This is a genomic window from Kitasatospora hibisci (genome assembly GCF_043950205.1).
GTDB classification, from domain to species: domain Bacteria; phylum Actinomycetota; class Actinomycetes; order Streptomycetales; family Streptomycetaceae; genus Kitasatospora; species Kitasatospora hibisci.
On record NZ_CP171642.1, the window covers coordinates 6,770,328 to 6,787,015 of the forward strand.

Annotated in this window: 13 protein-coding genes; 5 read left to right on the forward strand and 8 right to left on the reverse strand. The window is 73.5% G+C overall.

Annotated elements, in window-relative coordinates; translation table 11 throughout:
- Positions 1–73 precede the first annotated feature (73 nt).
- The 3 genes from ACF9IK_RS29530 to ACF9IK_RS29540 all read left to right on the forward strand — a co-directional run bounded on the left by ACF9IK_RS29530 (position 74) and on the right by ACF9IK_RS29540 (position 3,553).
- Entirely contained in the window at positions 74–961 is an 888-nt protein-coding gene (locus tag ACF9IK_RS29530) for an SDR family NAD(P)-dependent oxidoreductase (RefSeq protein ID WP_395297119.1), read from the forward strand.
- The gene (locus ACF9IK_RS29535) at positions 958–1,989 is read left to right on the forward strand and encodes an S-adenosylmethionine:tRNA ribosyltransferase-isomerase (protein ID WP_395297120.1); all 1,032 of its coding nucleotides are present in this window, start codon (positions 958–960) and stop codon (positions 1,987–1,989) included. Before ACF9IK_RS29530 ends, ACF9IK_RS29535 begins: the two co-directional genes overlap by 4 nt.
- Positions 1,990–2,164: 175 nt before the next feature.
- Positions 2,165–3,553 carry a transposase gene (locus ACF9IK_RS29540; protein ID WP_395297121.1) on the forward strand — a complete coding sequence of 463 codons (1,389 nt, stop codon included), beginning with the start codon at positions 2,165–2,167 and terminating at the stop codon, positions 3,551–3,553.
- A 386-nt stretch (positions 3,554–3,939) separates the two neighbouring features.
- Here ACF9IK_RS29540 and ACF9IK_RS29545 read toward each other — a convergent pair whose 3' ends face one another.
- The 3 genes from ACF9IK_RS29545 to tnpA all read right to left on the reverse strand — a co-directional run bounded on the left by ACF9IK_RS29545 (position 3,940) and on the right by tnpA (position 5,980).
- Positions 3,940–4,467, reverse strand: coding sequence for a transposase (locus ACF9IK_RS29545; RefSeq protein WP_395297122.1), 528 nt, complete (start codon positions 4,465–4,467; stop codon positions 3,940–3,942).
- A gap of 15 nt (positions 4,468–4,482) precedes the next feature.
- On the reverse strand, positions 4,483–5,388 hold the full coding sequence (locus ACF9IK_RS29550; RefSeq protein WP_395292269.1) for a transposase: 906 nt from the start codon (positions 5,386–5,388) through the stop codon (positions 4,483–4,485).
- A 175-nt stretch (positions 5,389–5,563) separates the two neighbouring features.
- Complete coding sequence (gene tnpA, locus ACF9IK_RS29555; protein ID WP_395292292.1) at positions 5,564–5,980, reverse strand: IS200/IS605 family transposase; 417 nt, start codon at positions 5,978–5,980, stop codon at positions 5,564–5,566.
- Positions 5,981–6,005: 25 nt separating this feature from the next.
- On the opposite strand from tnpA, the gene ACF9IK_RS29560 reads away from it, so the two are divergent.
- On the forward strand, positions 6,006–7,220 hold the full coding sequence (locus ACF9IK_RS29560) for an RNA-guided endonuclease InsQ/TnpB family protein (RefSeq protein WP_395298428.1): 1,215 nt from the start codon (positions 6,006–6,008) through the stop codon (positions 7,218–7,220).
- A 145-nt stretch (positions 7,221–7,365) separates the two neighbouring features.
- Here ACF9IK_RS29560 and ACF9IK_RS29565 read toward each other — a convergent pair whose 3' ends face one another.
- The 5 genes from ACF9IK_RS29565 to ACF9IK_RS29585 all read right to left on the reverse strand — a co-directional run bounded on the left by ACF9IK_RS29565 (position 7,366) and on the right by ACF9IK_RS29585 (position 15,502).
- A complete protein-coding gene (locus ACF9IK_RS29565) occupies positions 7,366–7,782 on the reverse strand; it encodes a nuclear transport factor 2 family protein (protein WP_395297123.1) in 417 nt (138 codons plus the stop codon).
- Positions 7,783–7,953: 171 nt separating this feature from the next.
- Positions 7,954–11,667 (reverse strand): SpoIIE family protein phosphatase, encoded by a 3,714-nt coding sequence (locus tag ACF9IK_RS29570; protein ID WP_395297124.1) that lies wholly within the window; start codon positions 11,665–11,667, stop codon positions 7,954–7,956.
- Between the two features lie 145 nt (positions 11,668–11,812).
- Positions 11,813–13,000 (reverse strand): thiolase family protein, encoded by a 1,188-nt coding sequence (locus ACF9IK_RS29575; protein ID WP_395297125.1) that lies wholly within the window; start codon positions 12,998–13,000, stop codon positions 11,813–11,815.
- A gap of 72 nt (positions 13,001–13,072) precedes the next feature.
- Entirely contained in the window at positions 13,073–14,194 is a 1,122-nt protein-coding gene (locus ACF9IK_RS29580; protein ID WP_395297126.1) for a serine hydrolase domain-containing protein, read from the reverse strand.
- Between the two features lie 222 nt (positions 14,195–14,416).
- Positions 14,417–15,502 (reverse strand): glycoside hydrolase family 19 protein, encoded by a 1,086-nt coding sequence (locus ACF9IK_RS29585; protein ID WP_395298718.1) that lies wholly within the window; start codon positions 15,500–15,502, stop codon positions 14,417–14,419.
- Between the two features lie 395 nt (positions 15,503–15,897).
- Between ACF9IK_RS29585 and ACF9IK_RS29590 the strand changes: the two genes are divergently transcribed.
- Entirely contained in the window at positions 15,898–16,677 is a 780-nt protein-coding gene (locus ACF9IK_RS29590) for a GntR family transcriptional regulator (protein ID WP_395297127.1), read from the forward strand.
- Positions 16,678–16,688 lie beyond the last annotated feature (11 nt).

Genomic DNA, 16,688 nt, shown 5'->3' on the forward strand with positions numbered 1-16,688 from the left:
GGGCGAAGGGACGACCGGGCCCCGGGGCCGGTGGCCGATCCGGGCGGGCCCGTGGCGGAGCGATCGTGGTGCCATGAACGTTCCGCAGAACACCGACATTGCCGCGCACGGCACCGAAACCGCGCACACCGCCGATGCCGCGCACACCGCCGGTGCCGCCCGCGCCGTGTCCGCCGCGCCGGTCGCGGTGGTGACCGGCGCCTCGCGCGGGCTGGGACTGGCGCTGGCCCGGTCGCTCGCCGCCGAGGGCTGGCAACTGGTCGTCACCGCCCGCAACGCGGCCGGACTCTCCGTCGCCGCGGCCGAACTGGCCGCCCTCACCGAGGTCGTCGCAGCGGCCGGCTCGGTGGTGGACGACGACCACCGCGAGCGCCTGGCCGAGGCCGCCGCCGGGCTCGGCGGCGCGAGCCTGCTCGTCAACAACGCCTCCACGCTCACCGGCTACGACCTCGCGGGCGCTCCGCCGCCGCGGCTCGCGGACTTCCCGCTGCCCGGCCTGCTGGAGACGTTCGAGGTCAACGTGCTCGGGCCGATCGCGCTCACCCAGCTCCTGCTGCCCCAACTGCGCGAGCGGGCCGGGGCGGTGCTCAACGTCAGCTCGGACGCCGCCGTCGAGGCCTACGAGGGGTGGGGCGGCTACGGCGCCAGCAAGGCCGCGCTGGACCACGCCTCCGCAGTGCTCGCGGAGGAGGAGCGGGAGCTGCGGGTCTGGGCGGTCGACCCGGGCGACATGCGGACCAGGATGCACCAGGAGGCCTTCCCCGGCGAGGACATCTCCGACCGGCCGCTCCCCGAGACCGTCGTCCCCGCGCTGCTGGCCCTGGTCCACGGCCGCCCGGCCTCGGGCCGCTACCGCGCCGCCGACCTCCTGCCGACGGTGGCGGCGACGACGGGGGACCCGGTGGCCACGGAGACCACCGCCGCACCGGCCGAGCCGGCCCCGGTCGGGGGCGGGCGGTGACCGCGGCCGCCGATCCCGGGATCGACGTCGCCGTCCCGCCCGGACTCTCCGCCCGCGCCCCCGCGGAGGCGCGCGGCACCACCCGCGACGACGTGCGGATGCTGGTAGGCCGCCGCTCCGGCGGCGCCCTCGAACACCGGCGCTTCACCGAGCTGCCCGAGGTGCTGCGCCCGGGGGACCTCCTCGTGGTCAACAACTCGGCCACCCTGCCCGCCGCCCTGGCCGGCACCCTGACCGACGGCACCCCGGTCACCCTGCACCTCTCCTCCGCGCAGCCGGACCGGCTCGGCGCGTACCTGGTCGAGCTGCGCCGGGTGGTCCCGGGCGCCGCGCCCGCCTACTACCCGCCCGACGAGTCGCCGGCCCGTCCGGGCCTGCGGGTGGCACTGCCGGGCGGGGCCCGGGCCGAGTTGACCGAGCCGTTCACCGCCCGCCTCTGGCACGCCCGACTCGACCTGCCCGGGCCCCTGGTGGCGTACCTGGAGCACCACGGCAAGGCCATCAGGTACGGCTACGTGGACCGCGACTGGCCGATCGAGGCGTACCGGACGGTCTTCGCGACCGTGCCCGGCAGCAGCGAGATGCCCAGTGCGGCAAGGCCGTTCAGCGCCGCGGTGGTGGCCCGGCTGGCCGGGTGCGGGGTGCTGGTCGCGCCGGTCACGCTGCACACCGGCGTCGCCTCCCCGGAGGCCCACGAGCCGCCCTACGCCGAACGGTTCGGCGTGCCGGCCGCCACCGCCCGACTGGTCGGCCACGTCCGGGCCGGCGGCGGCCGGGTGATCGCGGTCGGCACCACCGTCGTCCGGGCGCTGGAGTCGGCGGCCGGAGCCGACGGAACCGTCCACCCGGCCGACGGCTGGACCGAGTTGGTGATCACCCCCGAGCGCGGCGTGCGAGTGGTGGACGGCCTGCTCACCGGCTGGCACGAGCCCCGCGCCTCGCACCTGCTGATGCTCGCGGCCGTGGCCGGACGCCCGCTGCTGGAGCGGTGCTACACGGCGGCCGTCCAGCACCGCTACCTGGACTAATCGCAGTGCACCGGGCTTCAGCCCGGTGGTGAAGCGATTCTGAACCCTGCTCTGACCCGAATCCGCAGGTAGTGGAAGCGGTTGGTAGCTGATACGACGACAGGTGCACTGCCGGTTTGAGAAGATCAAGGTTCCTACGCCGTGACCAGCTCAAACGTGAAAGTGCACCTGTCGAGTGAAGACGATATCGCGCCGCCGTACCACCTCCCGCACCCCCGGCCGTCGCTGGAGCCGGTTGCGGGCGCGGGTGGGTGTGCCGGACGGGTCGCTGACGGAGAACGGCGGCTTGGTGCTGGTGGCCGAGCTGGACCGGGCGTTGGGTGTCACCGCCGCGCTGGACGCGGGGATCGGGCCGGTCAAAGCACGTGATCGGGGACTTTCGGGCGGGGAGTTCGCGCTGGCCATGGCTGTGGTGCAGCTGACCGGCGAGGACCATCTGGTCGGCTTCGACCGGCTGCGGGCCGATCGGGTCGGTGAGGCTCTGCTGCCCGCGCCCGTTCCGCCGTCCACGACGGCCGCCACGCTGGCCACCCGGTTCGACCAGGCCCGGCGCGAGGGCATCGAGGCGGGGTGTGCGCAGGTCACCGCGAGCGCGTTGTCCGCGCTGCCGGTCGGCGAGCGGGCCCGGGTGCTAGCCGGGCGGGTGACGATCGACATGGACGCCAAGGACGTCGAGGTCTACTCGGTGCGCAAGGAGCAGGTCGTACGCTCCTACAAGGGCGAGATCGCCGGGCGGGTACACGCCGCGCACTGGGCCCAGACCGGCACCGTGCTGGCCGCCGACCTGCTCGACGGCCGCTCCGACGGACGCACCCACGCACCGGGCCAGGTCGACCGGGCGGTGGACGCGGTGCGCGCGGCCGGCGCGACGGGCCCGGTCCTGTTCCAGGGCGACTCGGGCTACTACGCGGGCAGGGTCGCCGAGAAGATCGCCGTCCGCGGATGCCTGTTCCGACTCGGCGTCCCGCGCAGCCAGCCACTGTGGCGGGCGGTGGCCCGCGTGCACGAGGACGACTGGACCGACGCTCTGGACTACCCGGGCGCGCAGGTCGCACTGCTGGACTACGTGCCCACCGGATGGCCCGACGGCACCCGGGTGATCGCGCGCCGGGTGCGTTACGACGCCGCCGTACTGTCCGCCGACCCGCGCTCGCGCCGCTCGCGCACCGTCGGCAAGGACCAGCTCGCCCTCGTGTTGGACGGCATCGCCGACACCGCGTATGCCTACTCGTTCATCGCCACCAACGAGAACCTGGACCTGGACGAGGAGATCGCGGTGGCGGAGTGGGAGTTTCGCCGCCGCACCCGGATCGAGGAGTTGTTCCGCGACACTGCCCACGGCGCCGGCCTGAACCATCTGCCGTCCGGCTCCCACGCGGTCAACAGCATGTGGATGTGGGCGCGCGCTGGCCTACAACCTCACCGCGTGGCTGCAGATGCTCAGCCCGCTGGACACGGCCCGGCGCCGCATCGCGACCGTGCGTCGCCTGTTGATCCGCCGGGCCGCCCGCTGCACGGTCACCGCCCGTCGCCACGAACTCCACTTCACCGCCACGGCAGGTGAGTTGATCGCCAACACGCTCGCCCGGATCCGCGCTCACCGGCACCTCCCAGCCGTCTGACCGGCCCGCCCGACCGGGCCCGAACCACCCGCACCAGCCCTGGAAAGCCGCCCACCCGACGCGCCAGCCGGGACATCGTCCTGCCCGCACGCGCCGGACCCGCGCCGACGGCCAGCACAGAGATCAACTGGCTGGCCGCCGATCACTACCTGCGGATTCGGGTCTGACCCGAATCCGCAGGTAGTGGCCGACGGCCTGTCAGTTGGTCTCTTTGCTGGCCGTCGGCGCCGTTGTGGCGTGGCCGGGTAGGCCGGTGGCCCGGCTGTCGCGCGGGTGGGCGGCTTTCCAGGGCGGTGTCGGGTGGTTCGGGCCCGGTCGGGGCAGTCGGTCAGGCTGCTGAAAGGTGCCGGTGGGCACGGATCCGGGCCAGCGTGTTGGCGATCAGCGCACGGGCCGCGGCGGTGAAGCGCAGTTCGTGGCGGCGGGCGGTGACCGTCCATCGGGCGGCGCGGTGGATCAGCAGGCGTCTCACGGTGGCGATGCGGCGGCGGGCGGTGCCGATGGGGGCGAGCATCTGGAGCCACGCGGTGAGGTTGTAGGCCAGGAGCGCGCCCCACGTCCACATGCCGTTGACCGCGTGGGAGCCGGAGGGAAGGTGGTTGAGTCCCGCGCCGTGGGCGGTGTCGCGGAACAGTTCCTCGATCCGGGTGCGGCGGCGGAACTCCCACTCCGCGGCCGCGATCTCCTCGTCCAGGTCCAGCTCCTCGTTGGTGACGAAGAACGAGTAGGCGTATGCCTGGTCCTCCAGACCCTCCAGGGCCAGGGCGAGCTGGTCCTTGCCGACGGTGCGCGAGCGGCGCGAGCGCGGATCCGCGGACAGCTCGGCGGCGTCGTAACGCACCCGGCGCGCGATCACGCGGGTGCCCTCGGGTCAGCCGGGCGGAGCGTAGGCCAGCACGGCGACCTGCGCGGTCGGGTAGTCCAGAGCGTCGATCCAGTCGTCCTCGTGCACGGCGGCGACCGCCCGCCACAGCGGCCGGCTGCGCGGGACGCCGAGTCGGAACAGGCATCCGCGGGCCGCGATCTTCTCCGCGACCTTCCCGGCGTAGTAACCCGTGTCGCCCTGGATGAGGACCGGACCGGTGGCTCCGGCCGTGCGCACGGCGTCCACCGCCCGGTCGATCTGACCGGGGGCGTGGGTGCGGCCGTCCGAGCGGCCGTCCAGGAGGTCGGCGGCCAGGACGGTGCCGGCCTGGGCCCAGTGCGCGGCGTGCACCCGGCCCGAGACCTCGCCCTTGTAGGAACGGACGACCTGCTCCTTGCGGGTCGAGTAGACCTCGATGTCCTTGGCGTCCAGGTCGACCGTCACCCGCCCGGCCAGGATCCGGGCCCGCTCGGCGACCGGGAGTCCGGCCAGCGCGCGGGCGGTGACCTGCGCACACGCCCGCTCGATACCCTCCCGCCTGGCCTGGTCGAACCGCGCGGCGAGCGTGGCGGCCGTCGTGGACGGCGGGACGGGCGCAGGCAGCAGCCCCTCACCGACGACATCCGCCCGCAGCCGGTCGAAGCCGACCAGGTGGTCCTCGCCGGTCAGCTGCACCGCTGCCAGCGCCAGCGCGAACTCACCCCCGGACAAGCCCCGGTCACGCTCCTTGACCGGACCGACCGCCGCGTCCAGCGCGGCCGTGACGCCCAGCGCCCGGTCCAGCTCGGCCACCAGCACCAGGCCGCCGTTCTCGGTCAGCGACCCGTCCACCCCGCCCAGCTGGGCGTTCAGCCGGGTCCAGCGCCTACCGGGGGCACGGAAGGCGGTACGGCGACGCGATATCTTGTTCACCTGGCAGGTGTCCTTGCCGGTAGAGCGATCAGGCGTAGAGAACCTCGATCATCTCAAACCGGCACGGACACCTGTCGTCGTATCAGCCGCTACACCGCACCACTACCTGCGGATTCGGGTCTGACCTGTGCGGTGGGCACCCTCCCGCACTGTGGACGGTGCCCACCGCAGACCGTCAAGCCGGACGGTTCTGCTGCTCGATGTACTGCCGGACTATCGACAGCGGCGCGCCGCCGACTGATCCGGCGAAGTACGAACCGGACCACAGACGCTGTGCCCGCCAGTAGTGCTTGACCAGCTCGGGGTACTCCTGCCGCAGCCGGCGCGAGCTGACGCCTTTGAGCGAGTTGACCAGCTTGGACAGGGCGACCTTCGGCGGGAAGTTCACCAGCAGGTGGACGTGGTTGTTCTCGCCGTTGAACTCGACCAACTCCACCTCGAAGTCGGCGCACACGTCCCGCATGATCTCTTCGAGCCGGGTCAGATGCCGCTCGGCGAACACCTTGTGACGGTACTTCGTCACGAAAACCAAGTGCGCATGCAGGGCGAAAGCGCAGTGCCGACCAGTGCGGATGTTCTGATACTCAGCCATAAACCAAAATGGTACGGTGCTGACCGTGCAGCTCAGGTACAGCTTCCGCGTGTACCCGAACGGGCCTCAGCGTTCCGCGCTGGCCAGGGCGTTCGGGTGTGCACGGGTGGCCTTCAATGATGCCCTCCGGGCACGTGAGACCGCCCGCGCCGCCGGGCTGCCGTTCATCCCGTCCGGCGAGCTGTCCAAGCAGCTCACGGCCGCGAAGAACACCCCCGAACGGGCATGGCTCGGCGAGGTGTCCGCCGTGGTGCTGCAACAGTCCCTCCGGGACCTGGACACCGCCTACCGGAACTTCTTCGACGGCCTCAAGGGCATGCGCCCGAAGATGGGACCGCCCCGGTTCAAGTCCCGCAAGGACACCCGGCAGGCGATCCGCTTCACCGCGAACGCCCGATGGAAGATCACACCGGGCGGCGACCTATCGCTGCCGAAGATCGGCGACGTGCGGGTGAAGTGGTCCCGCGCCTTGCCGTCCGTGCCATCCTCGGTGACGGTGATCAAGGACAGCGCAGGCCGGTACTTCGCCAGCTTCGTTGTCGAGACGGACCCCGAGATCCTTCCCGAGACCGAGCCGGTCACCGGTCTCGATCTCGGCCTCGGACACTTCGCCGTCCTCTCGGACGGGCGGAAGATCGACGCCCCGAAGTTCCTCCGGCGCGCAGAGAAGAAGCTCAAACGCGCACAGCAAGCCCTGTCCCGTAAGGCCAAGGGCAGCAAGAACCGCGAGAAGGCCCGTCACAAGGTCGCTCGCAACCACGCACGGGTGGCCGACGCCCGGCGCGAGTTCCACCACCAGGTCTCCACCGGACTGATTCGCGAGAACCAAGCAATCGCGGTGGAAGACCTGGCGGTCAAGGGACTCGCCCGCACACGGCTCGCCAAGTCCGTGCACGACGCCGGATGGTCGGCGTTCGTCACCATGCTGGAGTACAAGGCCGCGAAGTACGGCCGGAACCTGATCAAGATCGGCCGCTTCGAGCCGACCTCCCAGGTTTGCTCCCACTGCGGCGTCAAGGACGGCCCCAAGCCGCTGAACATCCGCGTCTGGCAGTGCCAGGCGTGCGGCGTCTGGCTGGACCGGGACGTCAACGCCGCCGTCAACATAGCCACGGCCGCCGGACTGGCGGTGTCAGCCTGTCGAGCGCGGGTAAGCCGGGGACCCGTCCCCGCACAGCGCGAAGAAGCAGGAACCCACCGAGACGGTCAGACGACCGTGGTAGGAATCCCCGCCCTTTAGGGCGGGGAGCGGAAGTCAACTCTGGCACGAGTTCGGCGACGTCAACCTGCTCCTGCCGGACTGACCCGGGCCGGTGCGGGCCGGACGGGCCGGTGCGGGTTGGGCATGCCGGACGTGTGCCGACCGCAGTGCCGGCCTCCGCCGCTCAGGCGGCCGGCTCCGCGAACAGCGTCCGCGCCGCGTGCCGGGTGTCCAGGTACTCGCGCACCGCCGTGATCAGCCCGTTCTCGACGGTGAAGATCCCCAGGCACCGGTTGTCGTAGGCGGAGCCGTTGGCGGCCGTGCCGCGGGCCGTCCACTCGGCGACGACCTGCGGGCCGTCGGCGATCAGGCCGGTGAGGGTGATCTGCGGGGCTCCGCCGGGGGCGAACAGGGTGCCCACCGATCCGAGGAAGTCCTCGACGATGGCGGCGCGGCCCCGCCAGACCCGCGACAGGGGCAGGTCGCCGGGGTACTCCCAGGTGGCGTGCTCGGCGAAGCAGGCCACCGCGGTGGGGAGGTCGCCGTCGGCGACGGCGGTCACGTAGTGCTCCACGACGGCACGGGGGTCGAGCTGGTCCACGGTGGGCTCCTCGGGTCGGTCGGGCCGTTGGGTTGACGGACCCAGCCAATGCCCCCGGCCCCGGGCGGGCGAACAACCGCACCGGTCCGACGACAACTACCCGTTGTCCGCCCAGGCCGGCCGGGGTGCGGCGCGCCCGAGGGCCGGGCTGCGGGCGCCCGCAGCCCGGCCCTACCGGCCCGACGCCCCCGGCGGCAGCTCCAGCTCGAACCAGACCACCTTGCCGTCCCGGGTGCGCCGGCTGCCCCAGCGGTGCGCCAACTCGTTGACCAGGTGCATGCCGCGCCCGCCTTCGTCCTCCTCCCGGGCACGCCGCATCCGGGGTGAGCCGGCGTCCCGGTCGGCGACCTCCACGGTGAGCACCCGGTTGTAGAAGAGGCGCAGTTGGACCGGGGAGCCGGCGTGCACCAGGGCGTTGGTGATCAGCTCGCTGGTGAGCAGCTCGGCCCAGTCGGCGAGCGGGCCGAGGCCCCACTCGGTGAGCGTGTCCCGGGTGAACCGGCGGGAGTGCGCGACCATCGCGTGGTCGTCGCTGAGCGGCAGGGTGGCGATCCGGTCCGAGCCGGCCGGCCGGACCTGGGCCAGGATGATCGCGATGTCGTCCTCACTGGTGCGGCCGGTGAGCTCGGCCAGCACGGCGTCGCAGGTCTGCTCGAGCGAGCGGCGCCGGTCGGCGACGGTGCGGCAGAGCAGGTCGAGGCCCTCGTCGAGGTCGCGACCGCGCCGCTCGACCAGCCCGTCGGTGTAGAGGCCCAGGATGCCGTCCTCCGGGAGGGTGAACTCGACGCTCTCGAAAGGGACTCCGCCGACGCCGAGCGGGGCGCCGGCCGGCAGCTCCAGCAGCCGGGCCCGGCCGTCGGCCTCGGCGATCACCGGGGGCAGGTGGCCGGCGCAGGCGGCGGTGCAGTGCCGCTCCACCGGGTCGTACACGGCGCAGACGCAGGTGGCGAACTGGCCTTCGCCGAGCGCCGTGGTGGCCTCGTCCAGGCGGTGCAGCACCCGCGCCGGGTCCAGTTCAAGGGTGATCAACGTCCTCGCCACCGTGCGGAGTTGGCCCATGGTGGCGGCGGCGCGGATGCCGTGGCCCATGACGTCGCCGACCACCAGGGCGACCCGGCCGGAGGAGAGCGGCACGACGTCGAACCAGTCGCCGCCGACCTCGCTGACCACGCTGCTGGGCAGGTAGCGGTAGGCGATCTCCAGCCCGAGGGTGCGGTGGATCTCCTGCGGCAGCAGGCTGCGCTGCAGGGTCAGCGCGGTGTCCCGCTCGCGCCGGTAGAGCCGGGCGTTGTCCATCGCGAGCGCGGTGCGCGCGGCCAGTTCCTCGGCCAGCGCCCGGTCGGCCTGGCCGAACGGGACGGGATTGCGGATCCGGATGAACTCCGCGCCGCCGAGCACGATTCCGCGTGCCAGCAGCGGCACCATGAGATAGGAGTGCACCCCGGCGTTCACGCCGGGCTCGACGCGGTCGGGCGAGGCGACGATCCGGCGCAGTGCCTCCTCGTCGACCTCCGAGACGAGGATCGAGCGCCCGGTGCGCAGGCTCTCGGCGTAGACCTTCGCCGACTGCGAGGTCTCGCCGACCTGGTCGGCGGCCGCGGACAGCGTCCCGTCGGCGCTCGCCTCGCCGACCGCTACCGCCCGCATCAGCACCGAGCCGTCGTTCGGGACGGGCCCCGGCTCGTCGCCGCTGAGCACCGTGTCGCGCAGGTCGACGGTGACGAAGTCGGCGAAGCGCGGGATCACCACCTGCACCAGCTCCTCGGCGGTGCGGTGCAGATCGAGCGTGGTGCCGATGCGGGTGCTGGCCTCGTTGAGCAGTGACAGGCGCTGCTGGGCCGCCCAGGCCTCGTCCAGGGCGCGCTGGCGCGCGGCGGCGGCGTCGCGCTCCCGGGTGAACAGCAGGGCGTTGTCGATCGACACCGCGGCCCGCACCGCCAACTCCCCGGCCAGCGCCAGGTCGTCGTCCTCGTACGGGCGCTCCACCACGGTCCGGTAGAAGCCGGCGACGCCGACCGGTGCGCCGCGCGCGATCAGCGGCACCACCATGAAGGAGAGGACGTTCTGCTCGCGCACGGCCGCCGTCCGCACCGGGTCGTCGGCGAACCAGGCCATGCCGGCCTCGTCCATCCGCGGCACCAGCACCGGTTTGCGGTGCCGCAGGCTCCACGCGTACGGCGAGCCGGGCCGGAACCGGTGTATCCCGCCGGTCCGGTCGATCGGCTCCAGGGTGGAGCCGTGCACCGAGTGGAACGCCATCCGGCGCAGCACGGCCGAGCCGTCCGGCATGGTGCGGGCCTCGCGCTCGCCGCGGACCAGGTCGTCCAGCACCTCGACCACCACGGTGTCGGCCAGCCGGGGCGTCGCGACCTCGGCCAACTCCCGGGCGGTCTGGACGAGATCGAGCGTGGTGCCGATCCGGGCGGAGGCGGCGTTGACCAGCGCCAGCCGCTCCTGGGCGGCCTTCGCCTCGCGCAGCGCCTGCTGGCGGGCCAGCACGGTCTGGTGCTGGCGCAGGTAGAGCCGGGCGTTGTCGATGGCCACGGCCGCCCGTGAGGACAGCTCGTCGCCGAGGGTGATGTCCGCCTCGGCGAAGGACTCCCGCTCGCCGCGCCGCGAGTACACCACCATGCCGAGCGTGGTGCCGCGCGCGACCAGCGGGGTGATCCGCACCGAGCGCGGCCGGTCGCCGAGGTAGGCCTGGCGGCGGCTCTCGGCGATCCCCTCGCTCAGCAGCGGCAGCTCCCAGGAGGGCACCACCACCGTCCGTCCGGTCGTCATCGCCCGCGAGTACGGCGAGTCGGGCGCCAGCTCGTAGACGGTGTCCACCGGCAGGGCCTCGGCCGGGTAGAGGGGGTCGGCGGTGGCGAGGGCGAGCCTGCGCACCAGGTGCGGGGAGGCCGGGTCGAGCGGCTCGACGTTGCGGCCCGCCACCAGTGCCTCCAGGGCGAAGACACCGCTGATGTCGGCGACCCGCGGGACCATCGCGTCGGCCAGCTCGCGGGCGGTCTGCCGCAGGTCGAGCGTGGTGCCGATGGACGCGGTGGCGTCGACGAGCAGGGCCAGGCGCTCCTGGGCCCGCGCGGCCCGGGCGTCCGCGCGGAACCGCTCGGTGATGTCGACGACGGTCGAGCTGACCCCGAGCACCTCGCCGGCCTGGTCCTCCAGCCGGAAGTACGAGGCCGACCAGGCGTGGTCGTGCGCCGGGTCGCCGGGGGTGCGGCCGTGCGAGCGGGCGTCCATGACCGGCTCGCCGCTCTCCAGCACCTGCCGCATCACCGCCTCGCTCTCGGCGCCGTTGAGCCCGGGAAGCAGCTCGGTGAGCCGGTGCCCGAGGTGCTGCTCGACGGAGAGGCCGTTCACCCGGGCGAGTGCGTCGTTCAGCCGGACGAAGGCGAGCCGGGTGTCGTACACGGCCATGCCGACGGGGGACTGCGTGAAGAATCCGTCGAGAATGGCGAGGTCTGCCTGGATCCGGCGAAGCGTGGTGACGTCGGAGGCCACGGCGAGCACCAGCGGGCTGCCGCCGGGCCCGGCGATCGGGTGGGTGCGGAACTCCAGGTTGACGTGGTGGCCGTCCCGGTGCCGGACCGGGAACACGCCCGACCAGCCGCGGCCGTCCAGGATCTCCTGGAACAGCTCCAGCACGTCGGGCCGCTCGTCGTCGGAGACCAGCAGCTGGGCGGCCTTGGCGCCGATCGCCTCGTCGGCGGTGTAGCCGAGCAGCGCCTCGGCGTCGTCGCTCCAGTGCAGGATCCGGCCGTCGGCCTCGATCAGGGCGGTCGCGATCGGCACCATCAGCAGGGCGTCCGGGCGTGGCCCCCCGCCCGGCTCGCCCCGGCGCGACCGGCCGGGCCCGTCGGCATCCCGCTGCTCGTTCACCATGGCCAGAGAACCGCCCGGAGATCGTTTCCACCAGCCCTGCCATCTTCCCACGCAGGCCCGGCCGCCCGCTCGTTCCGGCGGCGGCCCGGTCGGCGGCCCGGTCGGCGGCCCGGTCGGCGGCCCGGCGGGCTCCGGAAGGGACGGCCTAGTCCAGCGCCTCCAGAACGACGGCGTTGGCCAGGCCGCCCGCCTCGCACATGGTCTGCAACGCGTAGCGGGCGCCGCGCTCGCGCATCGCGTGCACCAGGGTGGTCATCAGCCGGGTGCCGCTCGCGCCGAGGGGGTGACCGAGGGCGATCGCTCCGCCGTTGACGTTCACCTTCGCCGGGTCGGCCCCGGTCTCCTGCAGCCAGGCCAGCACGACGCTGGCGAAGGCCTCGTTCACCTCGAACAGGTCGATGTCCGCGAGCGAGAGCCCGGCGCGCTGCAGCACCTTCTCGGTGGCGGGCAGGACGCCGGTGAGCATCAGCAGCGGGTCCGAGCCGGTCACCGCGAAGGAGTGCAGCCGGGCCAGCGGGCGCAGGCCGAGCCGGGCGGCCGTCTCGCTGCTGGTGATCAGGACGGCCGAGGCGCCGTCGTTGACCGGGCTGCTGTTGCCCGCCGTCACCGACCAGTCGATCTGCGGGAACCGCTCGGCGAAGGACGGGTCGGCGAAGGACGGTCGGAGGCCGGCCAGCACCTCGGGCGTGGTGCTCGGCCGCACCGATTCGTCCGTCGTGACCGCGGTGCCGTCCGGCACGGTCACCGGGGCCAGTTCCGCGGCGAAGCTCCCGGCAGCGTGGGCCCGGGCGGCCTTGGCGTGCGACGCGGTGGCGAACTCGTCCATCGCCTCGCGGGTGATCGACCACTTGGCGGCGATCAGCTCCGCGCTCACGCCCTGGGGCACCAGCCCGCCGGGGTAGCGGGCGGCGACCGCCGTGCTGAACGGGTCCGCACCGGGCGGCACGTTGGACCACATCGGCACCCTGCTCATCGACTCGATCCCGCAGGCCACCACCAGGTCGTACGCCCCGGCGATCACCCCCTGGGCGGCGAAGTGGACGGCCTGCTGGGAGGAGCCGCACTGCCGGTCGACCGTGGTGGCCGGCACCGACTCGGGGAGTCCGGCGGCCAGCCAGGCGTACCGGGTGGTGTTCATGGCCTGCTCGCCGACCTGGTCGACGCAGCCGCCGATGACGTCGTCGACGAGCGCCGGGTCGACGCCGCTGCGGGTGATCAGGGTTCCGAGGGTGTGCGCCAGCAGCTCCACCGGGTGCAGGCCGGAGAGGGCGCCCCCCGGCTTGCCCTTGCCGATGGGGGTGCGGACGGCTTCGACGATCACGGCGTCACGCATGGCGACCGCCTTCCTGTGAGGCTGGTTGGATTTCCAAACTTACTAGAGAGTAGTGAGTTTGGGAATCCAACGCTATGGAGTTGCGGGAGGGCGGACCGCCCGCGTGCCGCCCGCCGGCCCGGCCCCGTCCTGGCCGTTCTGCAGCGAGCGGAGCAGGGCCACGCCGGCCGGATCGACCGAGCGCCGGCTGTTCGTCAGGGCGACGACCCCCACCTGCTTCACGGGGTCGAAGGCGACGAACGAACGGAAGCCGCCGGTCCCGCCGTTGTGCCAGATCTGCAGGTGTCCGCCCTGGCGCTGGTGCAGGCGGTGGCCTAGCCAGCCGAGGTGCGCCCAGGCGAAGGGGTTGACCCGGTGGCGGACCTCCCGGGTGAGAGCGATCGCGGGCGCCAGGGGCGAGTCGTCGTCCGGGCCGGACGCCAGCTGGGCCCGGATGAGGACCGCGAGGTCGCTCACGGTCGAGTGCAGGCCGCCCGCGCCGACCAGGTCCGCCAGGTACCAGGCGGGCACCGGCCGGCCGCCGGGCGTGTGGCCCCGGGCGAGCCGGGCGGACCGCTCGCCGTCGACCGCCACGACCGTGTCGGTCAGGCCGAGGGGGGCGCAGACCTCGCGCGCGATCAGCTCCTCGTACCCGAGGCCGGACCGGTGCGCGAGGGCCAGGCCGAGCAGCCCCGCCCCGAGATTGGAGTAGCGGAACCCGCGCCCGGGCGTCGTGCGGAGCCGGGTCCGGGCGAGCCCGGCCAGCAGCACGTCACGGGTGCAGTGGCGGTACGGGTCGGGCTTGTTCGGGCGGAGCAGTGCGGGCAGCAGCATCCCGGCGGGCAGCCGGGGCAGTCCGGAGGTGTGGGTGGCGAGGTGCCGGAGGGTGATCGGGGTGCCGCCCTTGGCGGGTACGGCGGCGCCGTCCGGCCGTGCGTCCGCGAGCACCGAGGCGAGCGGCTCGTCGAGTGCGGTCGAGCCGGCGAGCACCAGTCGCGCCAGCACGAGCGAGGTGAACACCTTGGTCACCGAGCCGATCTCGAACAGCGTGTGCGGGCCGGGCACGTCGCCGGCGGGATCGGCGCCGGTGGTTCCGGCGCGCCCGGCGCCGCGGATCTCCACCGCGCCGCCGGCCAGTCCGGCGACCACCGCGCCGACGTGTTGGCCGGCGAGCCGGTCGGCGGTCTGCTGGACGAGGCTGCCGAGGTCGTTCATGGCGGCGAGCCTAGGGGCCGCCGCTCGCGCCGTCGTCCGCCGTGGCGACGATTCCCCACCCCGCCGGTCTGCCGCCCGGGCCGCTCCCCGCGGTCCGGGCGGGTCCGGGCAGTTCCCGCCGGGCTGCGGCGCGAACTGCCCGGACCCGCCCCAGCAGGGGGCAGCCCGGTCTCCGGGTGCGCGCGGCAGTGCCGCGTGCCCCGCCGTGGAGCCGTCGGGCCGTCAGCAGCCCAGGTTCGAGCCCGGGACGGTGCCGAGCATCCGGGTGAAGTTCTGGTACGCGTCGATCCGGCTCTGTACCTGCGCCGGGTTGCCGCCGTTGCACTCCAGGCTGCCGTTGATGCTGCGGATCGTCTCACCGAAGCCGTAGCCGTTGACCATGGCGTTGTGCGGGGTCATGGTGCCCGGCCCGGTCTGGGTGTTCCAGTACCAGAGCGCGGTCTTCCAGGCCACGGCCGGATCGGTCTGCACCAGGTTGGGGTTGTGCAGCAGGTCGATGCCGAGGGCGTCCCCGGCCGCCTTGTAGTTGAAGTTCCAGCTCAGCTGGATCGGGCCGCGCCCGTAGTACGCGGCCTGCCCGGCCGGGCACCCGTACGGCTGCGAGGTGTCGCAGTAGTGCGGGTAGTTGGCGGTGTTCTGCTCGACCACGTACACCAGGCCGCCGGTCTCGTGGTTGACGTTGGCGAGGAAGGCGGCGGCCTCCTGGCGGCGGACGGTGTCGCTGCCGGTGGCGGCGAAACCGGGGTAGGCGCCGAGCGCGTCGAGCAGGCCCTGGTAGGTGTAGAAGGCGTTCCGGTTCGGGAACATCTGGTTGAACTGCGTCTGGCTGACCGGGAATCCGCCGGGGTTCGGGGTCGTGGTCGGCGTGCCGGTGGGCGTCGGGCCGCAGGAGTACGGCTCCCAGTACCAGGTGCTGATCACCGGGTCGTAGCCGGGGTTGTCGTGGGTGGCCCGGTAGAGCCCGCCGTTGGTGTAGCGGACGATGCTCCCGGTGGTGTAGGTGCGGCCGGCCACCCAGGCCGGGTGGTCGCAGCTGCCCGGGGTGGGCGTGGGCGTGGGGCCGCTGCCGCCGCAGGCGCCCTGGTCGGACCAGACGCCGGAGCCGGCGGTGCTGGGGGCCTCGTTCTGGGTCCACCACTTGGCGTACCAGTTGTGGCCGCCGTAGGAGACGGTGGCTCCGCCGGTGTAGGCGGTGGCGGCGTTCCAGGACGCGGCGCAGGTGGCGGCGCCGGCCGGGGCGGTGGGCAGCAGCAGTGCGAGCGCGAGCGCCGTGATGACGGCGGAGAGCAGTGCGAGCAGGCGTTTCACGGACACTTGATCACCCCTTGTGCGGTGGGGGCCGCACGGTCGTGGAGGCGGGAAGGTTCGGCGCAGGGAGTGGTGCCGAGGCACGTGGTGGTGCCGGGCGGGGTAGGGACGGGCGTCGGGGCGGGGCGGCCCCGCGGTGTGAGGGCTCGTCGTGGGGGACGGGCCGACCGGGGTGCGGGCCGGGTGCGGGGCTGACCGAGACTCAAGCGGAATGGTCTATACCTGTCAAGGGGTTGGCCCGGCGCATCCGCGGATTCGGCCTGAATCGGGCGGTGGGGTGCGCGGACCGGACCGGATCGAGGGGGCGGCCGGGCGCGCAGGTGGCCGGCGGCGCCTGGCGGGTCGTCGCGGCCCGCCGGCTCCGGGCGCCGGGGCGGGTCTGGGAGGATGTCCGGATGGACCAGACCCCCGGCCCCGCCGCCCCGCCGCCCGGCGGCCTCGGCGCGCCGATCCGGGCCGGCATCCCCGAGCACGGCCGGGTGCCCAAGTACTACGCCGTCAAGGGCCGGCTGGAGGGGCTCCTCGACGAGCTGGGCGAGGGCGGCGTGCTGCCCACCGAGCGCGACCTCGCCGCCCGTTTCGAGGTGGCCCGCGAGACGCTCCGCCAGGCCCTGCGGGACCTGCTGATCCAGGGCCGGATCCGCCGGCGCGGCCGCAGCACGGTGGTGGCAGGGCCCAAGCTGGAGCAGCCGCTCTCGCTGGCCAGCTACACCGAGGGCGTCCGGCGGCAGGGGCGGATCCCGGGCCGCACCCTGATCGGCCTGGAGCGGTTCGCCGCCGACCCGGTGCTCGCCGGGCAGTTGGGCCTCGCAGCGGGGGAGGAGGTCTGGCACCTGGAGCGGGTGCTGCTCGCCGACGGCGAGCGGGTCGGCCTGGAGAGCACCTGCCTGGCGGTGGCCCGGGTCCCGGCGCTGGACCGGGAGTTCGACCCGGGCTCGTCGTTCTACGCCTTCCTGCGGGAGAAGGCCGGGGTCGAGTTCGGCGCCGCCGACGAGCGGATCGAGACGGTGCTGGCCTCCCCTCGGGAGGCCCTGCTGATCGGGACGCCGCCCGCGCTGCCGATGCTGCTGCTGCACCGGCTCACCCGGGACGACGCCGGCGTCCCGCTGGAACGGGTGCGCTCGCTCTACCGCGGCGACCGGTTCAGCTTCACCACCCGCCTCGAAGTCGACTGACGCGTCGGCGC